The 23,452-nt window shown below is 45.1% G+C and carries 19 protein-coding genes, 1 tRNA gene and 1 other annotated feature (1 of these 21 running past the window's edge); of the genes, 5 read left to right on the top strand and 15 right to left on the bottom strand.

Features of this window, described 5'->3' with window-relative positions:
* Positions 1–6: 6 nt before the first annotated feature.
* The 5 genes from ilvD to AC0QUU_RS08835 all read right to left on the bottom strand — a co-directional run bounded on the left by ilvD (position 7) and on the right by AC0QUU_RS08835 (position 6,422).
* Positions 7–1,689, bottom strand: a complete 1,683-nt coding sequence (gene ilvD / locus AC0QUU_RS08855) for a dihydroxy-acid dehydratase (RefSeq protein ID WP_474542188.1) — start codon at positions 1,687–1,689, stop codon at positions 7–9.
* 55 nt (positions 1,690–1,744) lie between these two features.
* Positions 1,745–2,830: a 3-isopropylmalate dehydrogenase gene (gene leuB / locus AC0QUU_RS08850; protein ID WP_474542185.1), complete on the bottom strand. Its 1,086-nt coding sequence runs from the start codon at positions 2,828–2,830 to the stop codon at positions 1,745–1,747.
* A 170-nt stretch (positions 2,831–3,000) separates the two neighbouring features.
* The gene (yajC, locus tag AC0QUU_RS08845) at positions 3,001–3,276 is read right to left on the bottom strand and encodes a preprotein translocase subunit YajC (RefSeq protein ID WP_474542183.1); all 276 of its coding nucleotides are present in this window, start codon (positions 3,274–3,276) and stop codon (positions 3,001–3,003) included.
* A gap of 129 nt (positions 3,277–3,405) precedes the next feature.
* Positions 3,406–4,548, bottom strand: a complete 1,143-nt coding sequence (gene tgt / locus AC0QUU_RS08840) for a tRNA guanosine(34) transglycosylase Tgt (RefSeq protein WP_474542181.1) — start codon at positions 4,546–4,548, stop codon at positions 3,406–3,408.
* Between the two features lie 119 nt (positions 4,549–4,667).
* Entirely contained in the window at positions 4,668–6,422 is a 1,755-nt protein-coding gene (locus AC0QUU_RS08835) for a L,D-transpeptidase family protein (protein WP_474542179.1), read from the bottom strand.
* 221 nt (positions 6,423–6,643) lie between these two features.
* On the opposite strand from AC0QUU_RS08835, the gene aroC reads away from it, so the two are divergent.
* The 4 genes from aroC to AC0QUU_RS08815 are packed head-to-tail and all read left to right on the top strand — an operon-like array spanning position 6,644 to position 11,507.
* Complete coding sequence (gene aroC, locus AC0QUU_RS08830) at positions 6,644–7,747, top strand: chorismate synthase (RefSeq protein ID WP_474542178.1); 1,104 nt, start codon at positions 6,644–6,646, stop codon at positions 7,745–7,747.
* Between the two features lies 1 nt (position 7,748).
* Entirely contained in the window at positions 7,749–8,822 is a 1,074-nt protein-coding gene (locus AC0QUU_RS08825) for an ABC transporter ATP-binding protein (RefSeq protein WP_474542177.1), read from the top strand.
* Positions 8,812–9,627, top strand: a complete 816-nt coding sequence (locus AC0QUU_RS08820; protein ID WP_474542175.1) for an ABC transporter permease — start codon at positions 8,812–8,814, stop codon at positions 9,625–9,627. The genes AC0QUU_RS08825 and AC0QUU_RS08820 overlap by 11 nt, the downstream gene beginning before the upstream one ends.
* Positions 9,624–11,507: an extracellular solute-binding protein gene (locus tag AC0QUU_RS08815; RefSeq protein ID WP_474542174.1), complete on the top strand. Its 1,884-nt coding sequence runs from the start codon at positions 9,624–9,626 to the stop codon at positions 11,505–11,507. Before AC0QUU_RS08820 ends, AC0QUU_RS08815 begins: the two co-directional genes overlap by 4 nt.
* A gap of 78 nt (positions 11,508–11,585) precedes the next feature.
* Here the strand turns inward: AC0QUU_RS08815 and AC0QUU_RS08810 are convergent, their stop codons facing one another.
* From AC0QUU_RS08810 to AC0QUU_RS08775, 8 genes are all read right to left on the bottom strand, one after another.
* Positions 11,586–13,256: a uridine kinase family protein gene (locus AC0QUU_RS08810; RefSeq protein WP_474542173.1), complete on the bottom strand. Its 1,671-nt coding sequence runs from the start codon at positions 13,254–13,256 to the stop codon at positions 11,586–11,588.
* 53 nt (positions 13,257–13,309) lie between these two features.
* Positions 13,310–14,095, bottom strand: coding sequence for a Nif3-like dinuclear metal center hexameric protein (locus AC0QUU_RS08805; protein ID WP_474542171.1), 786 nt, complete (start codon positions 14,093–14,095; stop codon positions 13,310–13,312).
* Complete coding sequence (locus tag AC0QUU_RS08800) at positions 14,064–14,774, bottom strand: tRNA (adenine(22)-N(1))-methyltransferase (protein WP_474545550.1); 711 nt, start codon at positions 14,772–14,774, stop codon at positions 14,064–14,066. The genes AC0QUU_RS08805 and AC0QUU_RS08800 overlap by 32 nt, the downstream gene beginning before the upstream one ends.
* A 97-nt stretch (positions 14,775–14,871) precedes the next feature.
* Positions 14,872–15,993, bottom strand: coding sequence for an RNA polymerase sigma factor RpoD (rpoD, locus tag AC0QUU_RS08795; RefSeq protein WP_474542169.1), 1,122 nt, complete (start codon positions 15,991–15,993; stop codon positions 14,872–14,874).
* 56 nt (positions 15,994–16,049) lie between these two features.
* Positions 16,050–17,825, bottom strand: coding sequence for a DNA primase (gene dnaG / locus AC0QUU_RS08790; protein ID WP_474542168.1), 1,776 nt, complete (start codon positions 17,823–17,825; stop codon positions 16,050–16,052).
* Positions 17,826–17,907: 82 nt separating this feature from the next.
* Positions 17,908–18,909 (bottom strand): deoxyguanosinetriphosphate triphosphohydrolase, encoded by a 1,002-nt coding sequence (locus tag AC0QUU_RS08785; protein ID WP_474545549.1) that lies wholly within the window; start codon positions 18,907–18,909, stop codon positions 17,908–17,910.
* A gap of 8 nt (positions 18,910–18,917) precedes the next feature.
* Entirely contained in the window at positions 18,918–20,450 is a 1,533-nt protein-coding gene (pap, locus tag AC0QUU_RS08780; RefSeq protein ID WP_474542166.1) for a polyphosphate:AMP phosphotransferase, read from the bottom strand.
* A 133-nt stretch (positions 20,451–20,583) separates the two neighbouring features.
* Positions 20,584–20,931, bottom strand: coding sequence for a helix-turn-helix domain-containing protein (locus AC0QUU_RS08775; protein ID WP_474542164.1), 348 nt, complete (start codon positions 20,929–20,931; stop codon positions 20,584–20,586).
* Positions 20,932–21,068: 137 nt separating this feature from the next.
* Between AC0QUU_RS08775 and AC0QUU_RS08770 the strand changes: the two genes are divergently transcribed.
* On the top strand, positions 21,069–21,308 hold the full coding sequence (locus tag AC0QUU_RS08770; RefSeq protein WP_474542163.1) for a helix-turn-helix domain-containing protein: 240 nt from the start codon (positions 21,069–21,071) through the stop codon (positions 21,306–21,308).
* Between the two features lie 93 nt (positions 21,309–21,401).
* Here AC0QUU_RS08770 and AC0QUU_RS08765 read toward each other — a convergent pair.
* Together AC0QUU_RS08765 and AC0QUU_RS08760 are read right to left on the bottom strand one after the other, a co-directional pair.
* Positions 21,402–21,485, bottom strand: a tRNA-Leu gene (locus AC0QUU_RS08765).
* Between the two features lie 230 nt (positions 21,486–21,715).
* On the bottom strand, positions 21,716–23,101 hold the full coding sequence (locus AC0QUU_RS08760) for a TrpB-like pyridoxal phosphate-dependent enzyme (protein WP_474542162.1): 1,386 nt from the start codon (positions 23,099–23,101) through the stop codon (positions 21,716–21,718).
* Between the two features lie 232 nt (positions 23,102–23,333).
* Positions 23,334–23,452 (bottom strand) — a binding site (T-box leader); it runs 128 nt beyond the window's last position.

Here is a 23,452-nt window from a genome sequence, read left to right as displayed (position 1 = left end):
CCCTGGTTATTTTGTTTCCTCTGTCTTTGGTATTTCCAGAATTGCCCCCCGGTTGCCTGATGTAACCATAGACGCATATCTGGCCAGATAACCGGTCTTAACCTTCGGCTCTCTGGGCTGCCATTTTGCTCTTCTGGCTGCCATTTCCTCGTCTGAAATATCAAGTTCCAGCTTCAGTTCAGGAATATTAATTTTGATTATATCCCCTTCTTCCACCAGCGCGATCGGTCCGCCTACAGCTGCTTCCGGAGATACATGGCCGATGGATGCTCCTCTGGAAGCGCCGCTGAATCTTCCATCCGTAATCAGAGCTACAGAAGATCCGAGACCGTACCCTGCAATTGCAGATGTAGGATTGAGCATCTCTCTCATGCCCGGGCCGCCTTTCGGTCCCTCATATCGGATCACGATTACATCACCCGGATTAATCTTTCCACTCTTGATCGCCTCTGTGGCTTCTTCATCGCTTTCAAATATTCTGGCAGGGCCCTCATGTACCAGCATTTCATCACAAACCGCAGATCTCTTTACTACACTTCCGTCCGGAGCCAGATTTCCCTTCAGAACTGCAAGGCCGCCGGTAGCAGAATATGGATTATCAATCGGACGGATTACTTCCGGATTCTTATTGATACATCCTTCTATATTTTCGCCGATCGTCTTTCCGGTAACCGTCATGCAGTCTGTATAAAGCAGTCCTTTTTTATTCAGTTCATTCATAACCGCATATACGCCGCCTGCCTCATTGAGATCCTCGATATATGTATGTCCGGCCGGAGCCAGATGACAGAGATTCGGTGTTTTTTCGCTGATGCTGTTGGCAAAGTCAATCTCAAAGTCCATACCGATTTCATGAGCAATGGCCGGGATATGAAGCATGCTGTTTGTAGAGCATCCCAACGCCATATCAACTGTAAGGGCATTCAGAATTGCCTTCTCTGTAATGATGTCTCTCGGACGAATATTCCTTCTCACCAGTTCCATTACCTGCATACCTGCATGTTTTGCCAGCTGAAGCCGCGCAGAATATACAGCCGGTATGGTTCCGTTTCCTTTCAGCCCCATTCCCAGAGCCTCTGTCAGGCAGTTCATGCTGTTTGCTGTATACATACCTGAGCAGGAACCGCATGTAGGGCAGGCTTTATTTTCAAATTCACAGAGTTCTTCGTCTGAAATCTTTCCTGCCGCATAGGAGCCTACTGCCTCAAACATACTGGAAAGACTGGTTTTCTGTCCTTTCACATGTCCTGCAAGCATAGGGCCCCCGCTGACAAAGATTGTCGGAATGTTCACCCTTGCCGCTGCCATCAGCAGTCCCGGAACATTTTTGTCACAGTTCGGTATCATAACAAGTCCGTCAAACTGATGAGCCAGCGCCAGTGCCTCAGTTGAGTCGGCAATCAGATCTCTTGTTACCAGAGAATATTTCATACCGATATGGCCCATGGCAATACCATCGCATACCGCAATTGCCGGAACCATAACCGGAGTTCCGCCTGCCATGGCAACCCCCATTTTTACCGCCTCTGTAATTTTATCCAGATTCATATGTCCGGGAATAATTTCACTGTAGGAGCTGACAACACCGATCAGCGGCCGGTCAAGTTCCTCCTGTGTCATACCCAGTGCATTAAACAAAGATCTGTGTGGCGCCTGCTGTACGCCTTTTGTAACTGTATCGCTTATCAAATCAAATCTCCTCACTTTCTGACTGAATTTTAGTTTTCAGATTCACTCTATTGAATTATTGAATATATTCACAGATCCTGTCGCCCATCTCAGATGTGCCGATCTGAATCTTTCCTTCTGACATAATATCAATCGTACGGTATCCGTCTTTCAGGACATCTTCCACTGCCTTTTCAATGGCATCTGCTTCTTTGTCCAGATCAAATGAATATCTCAGCATCATTGCAGCTGAAAGAATTGTAGCAATAGGATTTGCTATTCCTTTTCCCGCAATGTCCGGAGCAGATCCGCCGCTGGGCTCGTAAAGTCCGAACTTTGTCTCATTCAGGCTGGCAGACGCAAGCATTCCGATAGAACCGGTAACCATACTTGCCTCGTCAGAAAGAATATCCCCAAACATATTCTCCGTCAGGATCACATCAAACTGAGCCGGATCCTTCACCAACTGCATCGCACAGTTATCGACAAGCATATGCTCCAGCGTAACTTCCGGATAATCAGACGATACTTCTTCTACTACTTTTCTCCACAATCTGGAAGAATCCAGAACATTTGCCTTGTCTACACTGGTCACTTTTTTTCTTCGTTTCATGGCAATATCAAATGCTCTTATTGCGATTCTGCGTATCTCATTCTCATTGTATGTAAGCTCATCTTTCGCAGTCAGTACACCGTTCACTTCTTCCGTGCTCCTGCTTCCGAAATAAAGACCTCCTGTAAGTTCTCTCATAATCATCATGTCAAATCCCTGTTCGGCTATCTCTTCTTTCAGAGGGCAGGCGCCTTTGAGCTCATCGTAAAGAACCGCAGGACGAAGATTTGCGAAAAGGTTCAGCCCCTTCCTCAGAGCAAGAAGCCCTGCTTCCGGCCGTTTTGACGGTTCCAGCTGATACCAGGGAGAGGTCTTTGCATCTCCTCCGATGGATCCCATCAGAACCGCTTCACTTTCTTTTGCCAGCTTTAAAGTTTCCTCTGTAAGAGGAACGCCGTTTACATCAATAGAGGCTCCTCCCATCAGAAGCTGTGTATAAGAAAATGTATGTCCATACACTTCTCCGACCCGGTCCAGCACTTTCAACGCCTCGTTCACAATCTCCGGACCAATGCCGTCTCCCTTAATTACTCCGATTTTTAATTCCATCTTACCCCATCCCTTCGAATGAAAAATACTGATAGTCTTTATCATACCGCATTTCAGCTGTTGTTTCAAGTGTTTGCGGCAAAAATAGAGGGCGCTCTAAATTATATAAACTGTAAATATACCTATATACAAAAAATCCTGCAGCATCAAACTACAGGATTTTCTGATTCTTATTCCGCGTTCGGTTTCTCGATCTGAGCAATTGCAGATTTCTGCATCGGAATACGGCAGTTTTTATTATTTCCAAATTCTACAATTACATCATCGTCTGTAATGTCAATAATAACGCCATAAAATCCGCTTGTGGTCAGGGCTGTATCTCCAACTTCCATTGTGGAAAGCATAGCCTGAAGTCTCTTCTGCTCCTTCTTCTGAGGACGCATGAGAAGGAACCACATTCCTCCGATAATAATTGCATATACAGCAAGCAATCCTACCATTTGCATAATTAAACTTCCTCCTAACTATTTGTGTTCCGCCAATCTTCTCTCCGGCAGAAGCAAAAAGCCGGGAGACGATAAGAATACTATACACAATATCCTCTTATTGTTCAAGTATCTTTTTGGAAAAAACCGTCAGCTCATTATTGTCGGTCCGGCCATTGCGGAAAGTTTTTTCTTTTTATACGTCTGATACTCTCCGGCATCAATTGCGTCCCTGATTTCCTCCATCATCGTATTATAAAAATACAGATTATGAAGAACACACAGCCTCATGCCAAGCATCTCTTTTGCCTTGAGCAGATGCCGGATATATGCCCGGCTGTAACTTCGGCAGGCCGGACAGCCGCATCCTTCCTCGATGGGTCTGTCATCAAGCTCATACCTTGCATTAAATAGATTTAATTTCCCGTGATTTGTGTACACATGTCCGTGCCTTCCGTTCCGGGTGGGATATACACAATCAAAAAAGTCCACGCCCCGGTCTACAGCCTCCAGTATATTTGCCGGAGTTCCTACTCCCATAAGATAAGTAGGTTTATTTTCAGGCAGATAGCCGACTACCGCATCCAGAATCCGGTACATTTCTTCATGGCTTTCTCCTACCGCCAGGCCTCCGATTGCATAGCCGTCCAGATCAAGCTCTGTAATCTGCTGTGCATGAGCAATCCGGATATCTTCATAAATACCGCCCTGGTTAATCCCGAAAAGCATCTGGTGAGGATTAATCGTATCAGGCAGAGAATTAAGCCGGGCCATCTCATTTTTGCAGCGGGCAAGCCAGCGTGTTGTCCGCTCTACGGAATCCGACATATACTTTTTGTCCGCCACACTGGAGGGGCACTCGTCAAAAGCCATGGCAATCGTAGACGCCAGATTTGACTGTATCTGCATACTTTCCTCCGGTCCCATAAATATCTTTCTTCCGTCAACATGAGAGTGGAAATGAACGCCCTCTTCTTTGATTTTTCTGAGTGACGAAAGAGAAAACACCTGAAATCCGCCTGAATCCGTAAGTATTGGACGGTCCCAGTTCATAAACCTGTGAAGTCCTCCAAGTTTTTTTATTACTTCATCTCCCGGTCTGACATGAAGATGATAAGTATTGGAAAGCTCGACCTGGGTTTTAATCTGCCGCAGATCATCTGTGGAAACTGCCCCTTTGATTGCTGCGGCAGTTCCTACATTCATAAAAACCGGCGTTTCTATAGTGCCGTGTACTGTATGAAAACGTGCCCGTTTGGCCTTTCCATCTTTTTTCAGAAGTTCATATGTCATTTTATTATTTTTTACTCCTTCATATTTTTCAGAAATGTGCGTCTGTCCGGCGCACATATATATGAGGAAGCAGAATTCTGCTTCCTCACTACTCAGATTTTATTTTCCTGCAGTCATTTTTAATTATGAATAATAACCGGCGTACCTGCAGTTATCATCTCAAAAAGCTGTGATGCTTTGTCATACGGCATATTTACACATCCGTGGGAGCCATGTGACAAGTACCAGTCACCGCCGAACTGAGCCTGCCATGTGGCATCGTGGAAGCCATGTCCCTGATAGGTAAAAGGCATCCAGAAGGCCACCGGTGTTTCATAGGAAGGCTTGCCTGTAGCCGGATCAATCTCTCCTTTAAGCGTAGAGTCTCTTTCTGTATAAAGAATAGAATAAACACCTGTCGGAGTGTCCCTGTCATCCGCCGGAAGTCCGGTCACAACATCGGAAGTCAGGGCAACCGAACCGTCAACGATATACCACATCTTCTGCGCGGATATATCTACCTCGGCGTACGTAGTCCCCCAGTCCTGTTCAGAACGGGAAGCGGCAGTCTGCTTGTATTCCGGTTCTTTGGTCACAGTCTCTCCGTTTTTGATATTTTCAATCAGATTCTGTGTTTCCTCTGCCTCATTTACAATCCAGCCATATGTACCGCCGGATACTTCCGTCTGTTTGCCGTCCGGAGTTGTAATGCTTCTTGTCGTTCCTACGGTATCATATTTCTTGCCAAATTCACGCATCCATTCTGCTACAGCATCTTCATCGAAAGTAACATTCATATCATCATCGCAGCTGAGCCACTGAGAAATGAGTTCTTTGTCTACCACAACCTCCTCGTCCATTGTATATGTGATCTGTGCCTTTATATACTGATTCATTATATCACAGGCATTCTGAACTTCCTCAGATTCGGACGTATACTTCGGCATCGTATAGCATTCTTCATCCATCATATTCAGCGTATCCCTGAATTCCGTAATATACTGGACAGCCTTTTCTTTCAGCACTTCTGTATTTACAGCCGAACCGTAAACCTCCGGTTCAATCACATACTCTCTGCCGTTATATTTAGGATAAGCGGACACGGACTCCGTCTGATCTTTCGTAACAGCTTTGATGGACTGCAATTTTTCATTCAGCAGTGCTTCATCATAATTCACGCCAATTGATACATTTTCTTCAGATCTTATAAAAAATCCCGCAGGCCACAAGAGCGGATTCTGCGCATCCAGAGCATCCTGAATTTCCGAACTTTCAGCATATTCAAGTCCGATCTCAGAACCTTTTATCGTATTTCTGTCATTATTCTGTTCAACAATCGTAAGTTCATATCCGTCTACCTGCTGTTTAATATAATCTTCTACATCTGCAATAGTTTTTCCGGAAAAGTCTTTCCCGTTAATTGTTGTATTGATATAGAAATGACCGATAAAAAATGCAGATATTCCGAGATATATCAGCAGCAGGCCGCCGATAATACCTCCCGCGATAAAAAGTCCCTTCTTTCCGGATTTTCCGGATTCCCGTTTCTTTTTTCCGCGGCGCCGTCTGCGTCTTCTTTCCTTACCGGACAGGACTTCCTGTGCCTCTTCCTCATCATCTGACCAGGCGCCCTGTTCTGATGGAATTACATCATTATCTGCGGCATCTGCCTCAGGATTCTCTGCCCTGTCAGACTCCGGCACGCTGCCTTCATCGTTCTCATCAGGCTCGCTGCTCTCACTGCTTTCTGCAGCAGAAAGTACCGCTTCTGCAGGTATCTTGTCCGTTTTTTCTTCTTCCAAGTCCTTTTCTGTATGATCAGTATTGTTTCTGCTGTCTGGAATTTTTATTTCTTCAGAAGTTGTTCTGGAGTCTTTTTTGTTTTCATTACTCATTTATTAATCATCTCTCTCCTTTTTCAACATCTCGGCAACATTATATTACGAAAAACAGAAAAAGTACAGTGAATTCTTTTTGTTCAAATGTATCACAGTTTTCTATCCTCTTACTTGCGTCGATTCATGTCTTCCTATATAATGACTTTTATGCGGTAAAATTTCTTCTTTTTATCGGAATACAGCTGTAATAAAAAGCTTTTTGAAGGGAGACTTATAAAATGAGTGGATCATCATTTGGAAAACTGTTCCGGATTACAACCTGGGGCGAATCCCACGGAGCAGGAATTGGTGTTGTAATAGACGGGTGCCCGGCCGGGCTTGCTCTGGATGCAAATATAATTCAGACATTTCTTGACAGACGAAGACCCGGGCAGAGCAAATATACAACAAAGCGCAGTGAATCAGATACAGTAGAGATTCTCTCCGGTGTCTTTGAGGGGAAAACAACCGGTACCCCAATCTCTCTTCTGGTACGCAATCAGGACCAGAGATCCCGGGATTACGGCAATATAGCCCACACGTTCCGGCCGGGACATGCGGACTACGGATTTTTTGAAAAATACGGCATCCGGGATTACAGGGGCGGAGGGCGTTCTTCCGGCCGGGAAACGATCGGGCGTGTAGCTGCAGGAGCTGTGGCTTCTGCTTTTCTGAAAGAACTGGGAATTTCTGTCCGTGCTTATTCCAAATCAATCGGACCCTATACAGTTTCTGAAGAAGAATATTGTTTTTCTGAAATATTCGAAAACAGCTTCTATCTTCCAAATAATGCCATAGCTGAAAAAGCGGCCGAATACGTTTCCACTCTCATGTCTCAGTGTGATTCCTGCGGCGGAATTATAGAGTGTACGGCAGACGGCCTTCCTGCCGGCCTTGGAGAACCGGTATTTGACAAGCTTGACGCGCTTCTTTCCCAGGCAATTATGTCCATCGGAGCCGTGAAAGGAGTAGAAATCGGAGACGGTTTTCTCGCCGCCGCATCTGTCGGGAGCCGGAATAATGATCCTTTCTACATGGACGGCAAAAAAGTATGCAAAAAGACCAATCACGCCGGCGGTTCACTTGGCGGCTTAAGCGACGGCTCTCTCCTGATCCTGCGCGCTGCCGTGAAACCTACATCCTCCATTTCCCGGCCACAGGACACAGTAAATGAAGACGGAGAGAATACAGAAATTCTGGTCAAAGGACGTCACGATCCACTTATCGTCCCCCGGGCTGTAGTGGTAGTGGAGTCCATGACCGCCATAACTCTGGCCGATCTGCTGCTGCAAAACATGTGTTCACGCATAGAACACGTCAGAAAAATTTATACGGAGGAATAAAATGTCCAATAAACTGATCAATATTGTGGATATTACAAAATCTTTTGATGATACCATAGTACTTGACAAACTGAATCTTTATATACGCGAGAATGAATTCCTTACACTGCTGGGCCCCAGCGGCTGCGGGAAAACCACGCTTCTGCGTATCCTGGGAGGTTTTGAAACTCCTGATTCCGGGGATATTATCTTTGACGGGAAGAATATCAACAAGCTGCCGCCGAACCGCCGGCAGCTTAACACGGTTTTTCAGAAATACGCCCTGTTCTCCCATATGTCAATTGCCGAAAATATTGCTTTCGGTCTGAAAATCCGCGGCAAATCTCAGGCATATATCAGGGACAAAATAAAGTACGCGCTGAAGCTGGTTAATCTGGAAGGCTATGAAGAACGAACCCCGGATTCTCTCAGCGGCGGTCAGCAGCAGAGAATCGCCATAGCAAGAGCAATTGTCAACGAGCCGAAGGTTCTTCTTCTGGATGAACCGCTTGGCGCGCTGGATTTAAAACTCAGACAGGATATGCAGTATGAACTTATGCGGCTGAAAAACGAACTCGGCATTACGTTTGTTTATGTTACTCACGATCAGGAAGAAGCTCTTACCATGTCAGATACTATTGTTGTTATGAATCAGGGATATATCCAGCAGATCGGAACTCCTGAAGATATTTACAATGAACCGCAGAATGCTTTTGTGGCTGACTTTATCGGAGACAGTAATATTCTTCCTGCCACTATGGTTGAAGACAAGGTGGTTAAAATGCTTGGGGCGGTCTGGCAGTGCGTTGACGTAGGATTCGGACAAAACAAGGCAGTTGACGCCGTAATCCGCCCGGAGGACATTGACCTGGTATCCCCCGGCGAAGGAACCATTAACGGTGTGGTAACCAATCTGATTTTCAAAGGCGTTCACTACGAAATGGACATACTTGCGAACAACTACGAACTGCTTGTACACAGTACAGATATGTTTCCGGTCGGCACTGAAGTAGGCATCCGCGTGGATCCTTTTGATATTCAGATTATGAAGAAACCGGAATCAGAAGATGAGGAGGCAGCGGGAATTGAAAACTAGAAGATTGCTGGCCGGCCCCTATCTTTTCTGGGCCGTATCATTCATTATTATCCCTCTTCTGCTGATCGTATATTATGGTCTTACAGATACTGACGGAGCTTTTACACTTTTAAATCTTGCGAAAATGGCGGAACCCGAAAATCTCAAGTCACTGGGTCTGGCGCTTCTGCTTTCCCTGGTAAGCACACTGATCTGCCTGATACTCGCCTACCCTCTTGCCATGATTCTCTCAGAAAAAAACCTGAACCAGACAAGCTTCATTGTACTTATTTTTATTCTTCCCATGTGGATGAATTTTCTCCTGCGCACCCTGGCCTGGCAGACTCTGCTGGAAAAAAACGGAGTAATTAACAGTATTCTTGCATTTTTTCATCTGCCTGAACAGACTCTCATAAACACGCCGGCAGCCATTATTCTCGGAATGGTTTATAATTTTCTGCCCTTTATGGTACTGCCTGTATATAACGTGCTCTCCAAAATTGACGGAGATGTAATCTATGCGGCAAGAGATCTTGGCGCAAACAGCATTCAGACTTTCACTAAAATCATTCTGCCTCTGAGCGTGCCCGGAATAATAAGCGGTATAACCATGGTATTTGTTCCGTCTCTTACGACATTTGTTATTTCTGACCTGCTGGGCGGAAGCAAGATTCTCCTGATCGGAAATGTAATTGAGCAGGAATTCAAGCAGGGAAGCAACTGGAATGTAGGTTCCGGACTTTCTCTTGTTCTGATGATCTTTATAATTGCAAGCATGGCGCTGATTGCCAAATATGATAAGGAAGGGGAGGGAACAGCATTTTGATTAAAAGCGCTGCAAAAAAAGCTTATCTGGCGCTGATCTTTCTTATTCTCTATGCGCCGATTTTCACTCTGGTTATACTGTCTTTTAATAATACCAAAACCCGCTCCAGATGGGACGGATTTACCGGCAAGTGGTATATCCGGCTTTTTCAGAATGAGGATATTATGAACGCACTGTATACCACGCTGATTATTGCCCTTCTTTCCGCTCTGATTGCCACACTGATCGGAACAGCGGCTTCACTCGGCATTCAGGCCATGAAACCGCGTATGCGGACTCTTCTCATGGGAATTACGAATATCCCCATGCTGAATGCAGATATTGTAACAGGCATCTCTCTGATGCTTCTGTTCATTGCATTCCGCTTTACACTGGGATTTTCCACTATTCTGCTGGCTCATATTACATTTAACATCCCCTATGTGATATTAAGTGTAATGCCAAAGCTGAAGCAGACAAGCAAAAGCACCTATGAAGCAGCTCTTGATCTGGGAGCGTCTCCTGTCTATGCTTTTTTCAAGGTTGTGCTTCCGGATATAATGCCCGGAATTTTTTCCGGATTTCTGCTGGCTTTCACGATGTCTCTGGATGATTTTATCATCACCCACTTTACCAAAGGACCCGGCATAGATACTCTGTCCACCAAGATCTACAGTGAAGTCAGGAAGGGAATCAAACCGGAAATGTATGCTCTGTCTACAATTATGTTTGTAACAGTACTTCTTCTGCTGCTACTGATTAATATGTCTCCGCACAAGGCAGAAAAGCAGCGGACGAAACGAACCCGTTTCGGAGTTTTCCAGAAATTCAGCCGAATATTTTTCCAGCGGGTCGTTCCGGTTGCAATTATCAGTGTAATTATAGCCGGCGGCTTTATTTACGGCAATAACGGAGCAGTCTCCTCCGGCGAACAGGTGATTGTCTACAACTGGGGCGAGTATCTGGATCCTGATGTAATCGACCTGTTTGAAGAAGAAACCGGAATTCATGTTATATATGAAGAATATGAAACAAATGAAATCATGTACCCGAAAGTACAGTCGGGCGCAATTGCATATGACGTGGTCTGCCCCTCTGACTATATGGTTCAGCGCATGATCGAAAATAATCTTCTGGCAGAGATTAATTTTGATAACATTCCGAATATAAAATATATTGACAACATATATATGGATCTCTCCACACAGTTTGATGAAAGCAACAGATACAGTGTGCCTTACCTCTGGGGAACTGTAGGAATTCTTTACAATAGAACTATGGTAGATGAACCGGTAAACAGCTGGGGAATCCTCTGGGATGAAAAATATAAAGACAGCATACTGATGCAGGATAGTGTCCGCGACGCTTTTGGAGTTGCTCTGAAATATCTGGGCTATTCGCTGAATTCCACTGATCTGGATGAACTGGAAGAGGCAAAAAAACTGCTGATAGAACAGAAACCTCTGGTACAGGCATATGTGGTGGATCAGGTCAGAGATAAAATGATTGGAAACGAAGCAGCCATAGGAGTCATATATTCTGGTGAGGCGCTGTACTGTCAGGAAGAAAATCCGGATCTTGAATATGTCATTCCGAAAGAAGGATCCAATCTCTGGATTGATTCCTGGGTTATACCGAAAAATGCCCGTAACAAAGGAAATGCAGAGGCATTTATCAATTTCCTCTGCCGTCCGGATATTGCCAAAATGAATTTTGAATACATCACTTATTCTATTCCAAACAGTGCAGGCCAGGCGCTGATCGAAGACGACTGGATGCGCAACAGTACTATTGCATTCCCGGATATCTCTCAGCTTGAAAACTGTGAAACTTTCCGTTTCCTTGGGGATGAAAACGAAGTTATCTACAATGAACTCTGGCGGGAAGTCAAATCAAGCTGAAACTCCGGAAACTTACAGCAAAAAATTTCTGAAAAAAGAGCGAAACAGAACTATGTCTGTCCTGTTCGCTCTTTTCATTTATACTCTGAAGCATCCGCCGCCGATAAACTCTCTCAGAAGAGAATTGGTCGGCACATTTTCACTTCCGATTCCCACAAAATAATCGAAAAATTTCAGCAGGCGCTTTGCCTCAACATATTCCCGTGAATTCCGGTCCACACCGAAAAGCAACGGCTCTACATACTGCTTCAGAACTGCCAGTTCATATAAGAGCGATGAATTAAACATTACATCCGCATTTTCCTGATAAGGGAAAATATTTTCTTCTTCACCTCTGCGGACAGACGGCCACATGGCAATGGTCCGCATGGCCGATGCCCCTCGGGTTCTGGCGTCCCGGACAAGACGGCGGATCAGACGGCCGTCTGTGGAGGGAATCCGGTTATGCTCATCAATATTCAGCTGGGTAAGCGCGCTGATATATATTTTAAACTTATTCTCATCGTTTAACATTTCTGACAGCTTTGGATTCAGACAATGTATTCCTTCTATGATAAGAATATCATTATCACCCAGCTTTTTCGGATACATCTCATATTCTCTTCTCCCTGTTTTGAAATTAAAAACCGGAAGAAAGACTTCCTCTCCATTAAGCAGCCGGCCCATATCCTCATTAAATTTTTCTATATCAATTGCTTCAATACATTCAAAATTATAATTTCCTTCTTCATCTCTCGGCGTATGTTCCCGGTCTACAAAATAATTGTCCACAGCAATCGGATGGGGCCGGAAGCCATTGACCCGGAGCTGGATTCCAAGTCTGTGGGAAAAGGTCGTTTTTCCGGAAGAAGAAGGTCCTGCCACCAGTACAAACTTTACATTTCCCCGTTCTGCGATCTGCTTGGCAATCTCCCCGATTCTCCTCTCCTGATAAGCTTCCTGAACAAGCACAACTTCCCGCATATCATACCTGGTCACCATTTCATTCAGCGCTCCTACCGTATCAATCTCCTGTCTGTCTCCCCAGCGGACAGATTCTTTCAGCACGTGAAATAGTTTCGGAAGCGGCTCAAACGGCGGTACTTCTTCCGGATTCTCTCTGGACGGCATCTGAAGCACAAATCCTTCATCATATGGAATCAGTGAAAAATATTTCAGACAGCCGGTATCCGGCACCATATACCCATAATAATAATCTTCAAATTCATTGATACTGTAAATGTTAACTTTAGATACACGTCTGAATTCAAATAGCTTTTCCTTATCATACATTCCATGGCGGTGAAATCTTTCTACCGCTTCATCCGTATGAATAGAACGTTTCCGGATCGGAAGGGCCTCTTCTGACAGTTCTCGCATCCGCTGCGATACTTTTTCAAGAAATGCGGAATCTGTCTCCACATCGCCGTTTACTGTACAGTAGTAGCCGCTTCCGAGAGAGAAATGAATTCTCACTCTTTCAATTTTATCATGTCCTGCCGTATCATAGAGAGCTTTCACAAGAAGGAAACAAAGACTTCTTACATAAGTTGCGTGACCGATCTCATCCTCCGTCGTAACAAATGTAAGAGAACAGTCCTTCTGCAGCGTTTTTGTCAGCTCCTGCAGACGCAGCTGATCTACAAACACAAGCACTATCTGGTGGGCGTAACGTGACTGATACTCTTCTGCAATTTCCCTGTATGTTGTACCTTTGGCATACCTGCGCTTTTCTCCGTCTATCGTAACTGTACAGCTCTGAACTGTCATTTTGTCCCTCCTTATATGGAATAATTCTGATATTTTCCGGAAATGCCGGCTATTTACGGTATTACCTGGAAAGGATGAATAACCGGCGCTGTTTCTACTTCCAGTCCCGGAAGCTTATCCGCCAGGAACTGTCTCATATCATCCATAAAGATATATTCCGTTCCATAATGCCCTGCATCAATTACTGCCAGCCCCTGCGCTACGGCGTCCAGTCCTTCGTGATGACCGATATCTCCTGTAACAAGCACATCCGCTCCTTTTTCGATTGCAACAGGAATGGCTGATTTTCCCGAACCAGGCGATACAGCGATTCTGTACACCATCCGGCCCATGTCCCCGAACACCTTCAGGCTCCCCAGTTTCAGACTATGCCGGACATGGGCACAGCATTCTGAAAGCGTCATGGGTTTTTCCAGATTTCCGATTCTTCCGATCCCCTGTTCCACACCTTCCTCAGACGATGTAACATCAAGAACCTGTGCATCACGGATATCCAAAATATGTTCCGAGAGTTCCGCCATTCCAAGGACATCATAATTGGTATGCATAGCATAATAGGAAATATCGCTCTGGATCAGCCGTACAAGCCTGCGGCCGATAAACTCTTCATCCGTCACCTTTTTTATCGGAGAAAAAATAAGGGGATGATGTGTGATCAGCATATCCGCCCCTGCTTTTTCGGCGCATTCAATCACATGATCCGTGGCATCCAGCGCCAGATATATCCGATTCACTTCTTTCTCCGCCCTTCCGGCCAGAAGTCCGACATTATCAAAATCAAGTGCGGCGCCCCTCGGATAAGTTGCCTCAATTACCTGTATAATCTCTCTGCACAGCATAATAACTCAGTCCTTTCTCTGTACATTCCAGTTCCATTTCCACTTCTTTTCGTCTTTCCCTGATTCTCCCGGAATCCTTCTTTTCCAGCTGCGACAGAATCTGTTGTTTAATGCAGTGTTCCCGTTCTAAGAATTCATGGAGGACAGGATTCTGCCTTTCCAGAAGAAGTTTTCCGTACCGCAGTTCCACTTCGGTCCATGTCTGCTTTTGCGCCCTTTCCAACGGATTTTCTTTCGATTTTCCTTCTCCTTTTCTTCTGCATGGCGGCTTTACCTTCATCATGGGATAGTATTTTCCGTCATCCAGAACCATATTCTCTTCCAGAAACAAAAAACCTTCCTCTAAAAGAAAGGCTCTTACTTTTTCTACCTCTGACTGGGGCTGCAGAATACATTCTTCCAGATATTCGGTTACGCCGGCTCCTTCTTTCAGAATACGTATCATCAGGCCTCCGCCCATGCCTGCCAGAACCGCCGACTGGACTTCTCCCGGCTTCAGTGCGGAAAATCCGTCTGACAGCCGGGTTTCTATCTGATTCTCCAGTCTGTTGGCTTTGATATGTTCTGCCGCGCGCAGAAGAGGACCTTTATTTACATCTGCGGCAATGGCCCCCGGTATCCTGCCGGCTTTTACCAGACAGATCGGAACATATGCGTGATCTGTTCCGATATCCGCCATCCGGTATCCGCCGGTGACAAGTTCAGCTACCGCCTGAAGGCGGAAAGAGAGATCAGGAAACTGTTCCAATGCTTTCCGTCCCGTTCCACATTCCTGCTCAGTCAAGATAATCCCTCAGCTTTCTGCTTCTGCTCGGATGGCGGAGTTTGCGGAGCGCCTTCGCCTCGATCTGACGAATACGCTCTCTGGTTACATCAAATTCTCTGCCCACTTCTTCAAGCGTACGGGCACGTCCGTCATTCATGCCGAAACGAAGACGAAGCACTTTCTGTTCTCTTTCAGTAAGCGTATCCAGCACTTCATCCAGCTGTTCTTTCAGAAGCGTCTGGGCAGCCGCTTCCGCCGGCACCGGCACGTTGTCATCCTGTATAAAATCACCAAGATGGCTGTCCTCTTCCTCTCCGATCGGAGTTTCAAGAGAAACCGGCTCCTGTGAAATTTTGAGAATCTCGCGCACACGTTCTACGGGCATGTCCAGCTCTTTTGCAATTTCTTCCGGAAGAGGTTCCCTTCCCAGTTCCTGAAGGAGCTGTCTGGAAACCCTTATCAGTTTATTAATGGTTTCCACCATATGCACTGGAATACGGATTGTTCTTGCCTGATCCGCAATCGCTCTGGTAATCGCCTGACGGATCCACCATGTGGCATAGGTACTGAATTTATATCCTTTATGATAATCAAATTTTTCCACCGCTTTAATCAGACCCAGGTTTCCTTCCTGGATCAGATCAAGAAACAGCATGCCGCGGCCCACATAACGCTTTGCAATACTGACTACCAGACGGAGGTTTGCCTCAGCAAGCTCTTTTCTTGCCTCCTCATCGCCTTCCTCCATTCTCTTTGCCAGCTCTATCTCACGTTCTGCGCTCAGAAGGGGGACTTTTCCGATTTCCTTCAGATACATACGGACCGGGTCTTCAATGCTGACGCCTTCCGGTACAGACAGATCGATATTTTCCACATCAACGTCTTCCTCTTCGGCGATGATATCATCAATTTCAACTTCAATATCATCTGCCGCATCGCCGCTGATGCGCAGTACATCGATATTGTTTGCTTCCAGATAATCAAATACCTTCTCCATCTGATCAGTATTCAGTTCCATATCCGAAAAGAAATCATTGATTTCCTGAACATCCAGTATGCTCTTTTTCTTCTTCCCCAGCGCAACCAGTTCATTCATTCTTTCCAGAAACTTCTGCTGTGTGTTTTCTTCCATGTGTCCATCCTTCCTTCGCCGCGCATATACGCAGGCTATCTTGTTTTATTTTATCCTTAATCAATAGAAATATGCAGTTGTCTCAGCTCTTCCAGTTTCCGCTTTTCCTCCATCAGATGCTGAAGGCCGGCCATATCAGAAGGATCCAGTTCAAGAGTCTTCTGATCAATTCTGTGGGCTTTAACTCTGAGAATCGTTTCCCGCAGCGCCTGTTCTCTTTCTTCTTTTGTTTTCAGCTCCTTAATCCGTGTATGGAAAAGGGACGCCGCCTCCCTGTGCTCGTTCTCTTCCGTAAAATGATTCAGAATCCGGGCAGCATTCAGTTTCCCGTCCTTTCTCTGTTCGTACAGAAGCTCTGCTACCTTCCGGTAAATTTCTCCCGTAAAATCATCCGGACTGATATAACTGCTGATACAGTCAAAGACCTTTTCACTCTCGATCATCCAGGTAAGCAGCGCCTTCTGAGATGTGAGAATCCCGTTTTCTTTTGGTTTTTCATTTCCCGCGGCTCTTCTGGGCCGCTGTACCGGCCTGGCCATTCCGGAGTTTACAGCTGTCTTTGTAACCAGCTTCGTCAGACTCTCTTTACTGATCCTATACGTGGAGGCTACCGCCTCTATGTAATTATTGCGTTCCAGCTCGTCCTCAAACTCAAGAAGATGCCTTGCCGCCTCCCTGAAGAAATCGGTTTTCCCCTCTGGAGACGCCATGTCATAGTCATTCTCCAGTATTTCAAGACTGAAAAGAAAACCGTTTCTTGCATTCTGAATTCTTTTTTCGTATTCCTCTTTTCCCAGATTCTTAATAAATTCATCCGGGTCTTTATACGGTTCCATCCGGACAATCTTCGCCGATATTCCCGCATCCTTAAGTATGGGAAGCGCCCGCAGCGCCGCTTTCGTTCCTGCCTCATCACTGTCATAAGTCAGATAAACTTCCTTTACATAGCGCTTGATCAGAGAGGCATGACCGGTAGTAAGCGCGGTTCCAAGAGAAGCTACGGCATTTGTAAAACCTGCCTGATGCAGGGAAATCACATCCATATATCCCTCACACAGAAGAAAATATGGCTTTCTGGATGTCCTGGCGCGGTTTAATCCGTACAGATTCCGGCTTTTATCAAATACCGGAGTCTCCGGTGAATTCAGATATTTGGGCTTTCCATCACCCATCACTCTTCCGCCGAAGCCTATTACTCTGCTGTTAACATCCATAATCGGAAAGATTACCCTGTTCCAGAACTTGTCATAAACTCCCTGCCGTTCATCTGTGTTGATCAGTCCGGCCTGACGGATCAGTTCCTCACTGTATCCCTGTTTTCTGAGATATTTGTACAGATCATCGCTGTACTTATTGGAATATCCCAGACCGAACGCTGTAATTGTACTGTCCGACAGGCCTCTGTTTTTCAGATATGTATAAGCCTGTGCTCCTCGTTCTGATTTGAGCTGCACGTAAAAATATTTTGCCGCCTGTTTATTCACCTCAAGTATCGACGACTTTAAATCTGCTCTTTCTTTTGCCTCTTTTGAGTATTCCCGTTCCGGCAGAGCAATCCCCGCCCGGTCCGCCAGATACTTTACTGCTTCTATAAAAGAAAAGTTCTCATATTCCATAAGAAACGTAAATACATTTCCTCCCGCTCCGCAACCGAAACAATAATACATCTGTTTCTCTCTGCTCACGGAAAAGGAAGGGGATTTTTCATTGTGAAACGGACACAGCCCGAAATATGAACTTCCTTTTTTCTGCAGCCGGACATAACCGGATATTACATCTACTATATCATTTCTTGTTCTTATCTCTTCAATCAGTTCGTCTGAATAGTACATGTCTTCCTCCATGCTGTTTCCTCTATACTGGCTTCAAAGAACACCCTATATTATATATTCGACAAAACTTTTTTCTTTCCTTTTATTTTTTCCATGATTCCGGAATAAAATAATCCTGGAATTTTTTTACCGCATAGGAATCCGTCATCCCGGCTATATAATCGCACACGATCTGCTCTCTGCCGGATTCTCCCCGGGACAAAGCGTCCCTGAACTGCTGCGGAAGGATATCCGGATGCTTAACACAGTATTCAAAAAGCTGTTCAATCATATGTATCGCTTTTTCCTCTTCTCCCTTGGCCCGTGGATTTAAGTAGACATTTTCAAACATAAATCGTCTGAGATCGGACATCGCCCTGCCTACCTGACTCGACATCCGTATCTCAGGCTGATCCATACTGTTTATAATCACATCATGTACCATTTTATTAAGACGGGCCTTGCATGAACTGCCCAGCACTTCTCTTATATCTGCGGGAATATCTTCTTCCGTCAATATTCCTCCCCGTATAGCGTCATCCATGTCATGATTGATGTAAGCAATTTTATCAGACAGTCTAAGGACCTGTCCCTCCAGAGTATGAGGTGTGCCGGAAGTCTGATGGTTCAGTATACCGTCCCGGACTTCCCAGGTAAGATTCAGCCCCCGTCCTTCTTTTTCAATACAGTCCACAACACGAAGGCTCTGTTTCTGGTGCTGAAAATGATAAACATGATTCAGGGCCTTTTCACCGGCATGACCGAAAGGCGTATGCCCCAGGTCATGTCCCAGAGCAATCGCCTCTACCAGATCTTCATTAAGCCGCAGCGCCTTTGCAATGGTTCTGGCATTCTGAGAAACTTCCAGAGTATGAGTCATCCGTGTTCGGTAGTGATCGCCTTTCGGAAGGAGAAACACCTGGGTCTTCTGTTTCAGTCTGCGGAATGCTTTACAGTGCAGAATCCGGTCCCTGTCTCTCTGAAAGACGGGACGGATATCACACTGAGGTTCCTCCCTCTGCCGCCCTTTGGAATTCCTGCTTAACGTGGCATAAGGGCTTAAATATTCTACTTCCCGTTCCTCAAGCTGTTCCCTGATTGTCATTGCCATACCTATTTCTCCTTCAGACGTTCTTCTATCGCATCAACAACAGTTTTTAATACTTTTACTCTCGCATAATATTTATCATTGCCTTCTACTACAACCCACGGTGCATAATCAGTTGAAGTACGCAGGAGCATCTCATTAACCGCATCTTCATACTGATCCCATTTTTCCCGGTTTCTCCAGTCTTCATCCGTAATCTTCCATTGCTTTTCCGGGTTCTCCTGCCTCTCTTTAAAACGCCGTTCCTGTTCATCCTTGTCAATATGCATCCAGAATTTGATCACTATGGCTCCTGCGTCACAAAGATCCTTTTCCATATCATTGATCTCCTTGTAAGCTCTCTGCCACTCTTCCTTTGTGCAGAAGCCCTCTATACGTTCTACCATAACACGTCCGTACCAGGTGCGGTCAAAAATTGCCACATGTCCCGCTTTTGGCATTGTGCGCCAGAAACGCCACAGATAATGATGCGCTTTTTCTATGTCATTGGGTGATGCAGTAGGATTAACCGCATACCCGCGCGCATCCATTTTTGCGGTCAGGCGCTTAATAGCTCCGCCTTTTCCTCCCGCATCCCAGCCTTCGAATCCAAGCACAACCGGGATTCTTCTGCGGTAGAGTTCGCCGTGAAGTTTTTCTATCTTCTTCTGCAGCTTATCCAGCTTTGCTTCATATTCTTCTCTTGTATATTTCAGAGACAGATCTGCTTTGGAGAGAATGGACACCTGAAGCTCTCTGAGCTCTTTATCTGCTTCCCGGGCCACTTCTGAAACATTCATATGATCGTCTGTCTCCTGGTCGGCTGTATCTTTTTTCCTCTGCCGTTCCAGTTTTTCAATCTGATCTGCCATGGCCTTGACTACTGTGGTATAAATCTTTACAGTTGCGAATCTACGGTCCGTGGCCTCGATAATCGTCCAGGGCGCATAATCTGTGTCTGTTTTAAAAAGCATATCCTCCATCATCGCGGCATATTCGTTATATTTTGCATTTCTCTCAAGATCTCCCTGGGTCACACGCCATGCTGTTTCTTTGTTCTTCTGAAGCTTGTCAAAGCGCTTCTTCTGTTCCTTTTTACTGATATCCAGAAACAGTTTGATAATTACAGTGCCGTCATCTGTCAGCTGTTCTTCAAAAGAATTAATTGAATGAAATGCTTCCGGAAGTTCTTTCTCTTTTGTACGTTTTTCAAATCGGTCGATCAGTACTCTTCTGTACCAGCTGCCGTCATAAATAGCGATTCTCCCCTTTTCCGGAGTTTTGATCCAGAATCTCCAGAGGAACGGATGCATCCGCTCTTCTTCGGTTTCATTCTTGACTGGGTATACATGAAATCCTCTCGGATCCATACTCTGGATCAGCTTGCCGATCTGAAGCCCTTTTCCCGCCGCTCCGAATCCTTCAAATACAATCATAATGGGAATTTTAAGTGCTTTACATTCTCTTTGAAGCTGTCCGATTTTGGTTTCAAGCTGAGACATTTTTTCCTTGTACTCTTCTTTTGACAATTTTTTTAACAAGTCAACTTTTTCTAACATATTTCTCCCTCCGCTCTTCTTATTCAGATAGTATTAGCCTCTTCCAGTAAATTATTGTAATTATATCATATAAACAGTAAAAAAAAGAGAAATCCGTTAAAGAATTCCTCTTTTTTACGTTCTTTATGATTTTTTAATTCTGGCCTTCATCCAGCTGTTCCATCAAACGTACAACCAGCTCCTGATTTGTCATGTTCAGCCGCTCAAAAGCATTGCAAAAATCTTTGTTGCGCTCCAGACTTTTCTCAACTTCAATACGATACTCCTGCGTCATTCTGACATCAGACAACTTTAATATATAATCCGCTGAAACATGAAAGAACCTGGAAAGCTGAATCAGAAGATCCGCCGGAAGAGAATTTTCCCCGTTTTCTATCCGGCTGATCGTCTGTTGAGAGACATTGATTTTTCCTGCAAGATCTTCCTGTCTTAAGCCCCTTTCATTCCGAAGCTCCTTCACACGGTTATCCACTGTATACACACCCTTTAGTCATTTATACTTTATTGTACCGAATCTGCGGTTTAGTGCTATCCGTATTTCGGATTAAAGTATACTCATATATCGGGTGTATTATTACATACTTACCGAAGGGTGATAAAATATAACTGGTGATAGATATGATGTCAAACACAATCGGAAAAAATATCAAAAAACTACGCAGACAAAATGCGGTCAAACAGGATGTACTTGCATCCAGTCTTCACATGCGCAGACAAACCATCTCTTCATATGAACGCGGTATTACGCTCCCAAGTATTTTCACTCTGATTCGAATTGCAGATTTTTTTAACGTGACACTGGATGAACTCACCGGAAGAACAGAACTTGCTATTCAGAAAAAAGAGGATCTGCATTAATAGCAGATTATATGTAAAAAGAGGCTTGCCCGGCAAACGAGGCTCTCCTGCAAAATAAAAAAGCCCTGAAAATAATTCAAGGCTTTTTCTCAATGCGGAAGATGGGACTTGAACCCACACGACACGAATGTCACAAGATCCTTAGTCTTGCTCGTCTGCCAGTTCCGACACTTCCGCATTCTCTATTTCTGTGGCCGTCTTATCTCATGTGCTGACCACAAGTGATATAATACTATTCATAGTCCAAAATGTCAACTGATATTTCCGAAAAAATTAAAGTTCGAATATTGTTCTAATTTTTCTAAAATTTCCGAAAATTATATTAATACAAAAAAATGCGGCTGTGTCTGATATCAATGTTTTCAAACAGACACAGCCATATTATTTCTGACTTTTTCTATTTCAGACTATTCCATATTTCCCGGGAATTTCGGAATTCCGTCAAATCCTGCTTTCAGATCCTCATCTGTCGGGATATAATCGGTCATTTCTCCGTTATTATATTTCTCATATGCCACCATATCGAAATATCCGGTTCCTGTAAGGCCGAAGAGAATCGTCTTTTCCTCACCTGTCTCTTTACATTTCAGAGCCTCATCTATAGCCGCACGAATCGCATGGCTGCTCTCGGGTGCGGGCAGAATTCCCTCCACTCTTGCGAACTGTTCTGCCGCTTCAAATACAGCAGTCTGTTCTACAGAGCGCGCCTCCATATAACCATCAGCATACAGCTGAGACAGAACGGAACTCATTCCATGATAACGGAGACCTCCGGCATGATTGGCTGACGGAATAAACCCGCTTCCCAGAGTATACATCTTTGCAAGGGGACATACCATTCCGGTATCACAAAAATCGTATGCGTAAACACCTCTTGTAAGACTGGGGCAGGACGCCGGTTCTACTGCAATAAACTGATAATCAGCTTCCCCCCGCAGCTTCTGTCCCATGAATGGAGAAATGAGTCCGCCAAGATTAGAGCCGCCGCCAGCACATCCGATAATAATATCCGGCTTAATGCCGTATTTATCCATTGCTGTCTTTGTTTCCACACCAATCACGGACTGATGCAGGAGCACCTGGTTCAGGACGCTGCCAAGAACATATCTGTACCCTTCTGTATGGGTTGCCACTTCCACCGCCTCGGAAATTGCGCACCCCAGACTTCCTGTGGTACCCGGATGTTCAGCCAGTATCTTTCTTCCCACTTCCGTCGTATCTGACGGAGACGGCGTCACACTTGCTCCGTATGTCCGCATCACCTCGCGACGGAACGGTTTCTGTTCATAAGAGCATTTTACCATGTATACTTTACAGTCCAGATCCAGATATGCGCACGCCATGGAAAGGGCCGTTCCCCACTGGCCAGCACCAGTCTCAGTAGTTACACCTTTCAGTCCCTGCTCTTTCGCATAATATGCCTGAGCAATCGCAGAATTCAGTTTATGGCTTCCTGATGTATTATTTCCTTCAAACTTATAGTAAATCTTTGCCGGTGTCTGAAGCTTCTCTTCCAGACAATAAGCCCTTACAAGCGGTGACGGGCGGTACATTTTATAAAAATCACGGATCTTTTTCGGAATTTCAATATAGCGGTTATCATTATCCAGCTCCTGTTTTACCAGTTCATCACAGAAAACGGCTTCCAGCTCTTCTGCAGTCATAGGCTGCAGTGTGGCAGGATTCAAAAGCGGAGCAGGCTTATTTTTCATATCTGCCCGGACATTATACCACTCTTTCGGCATTTCACTTTCTTCAAGATAAATTTTGTAGGGAATTTTCTGTTCACTCATTTTTTCTTCTCCTTTCTTTCCGCGAGAGAAGCTGCCTTTCGGGTGCCTTTTTCAGTCGTCCGTCCGCTGTGCCAGCTCGATTCCGCCGCCCTGCGGCTCCTTCTCGCTGCAGAGCATCCGCTCTATACACGGAAGGAATAACCGCCAGCCGCAGGCCTGCCTGCGCTGTCGCTTTTTCCTTCCATGTGCACAGCGGACTTGAAAAACAAAAACTCCTGTCCCTTGCATTTTCTGCAGGGACAGGAGTTTATATTCATTCTCCTGCGGTGCCACCCGGCTTGATGTTATTATACATCCTCTCACGCATACCAACATATGCTTTCTTTGTTAACGGAGTCCAGTCTCCGGCTT

The sequence above is a fragment of the Mediterraneibacter sp. HA8405 genome (genome assembly GCF_056148955.1).
Note: the sequence above shows the minus strand (reverse complement) of the source record. Positions and strands in the feature narration are given on the sequence as shown.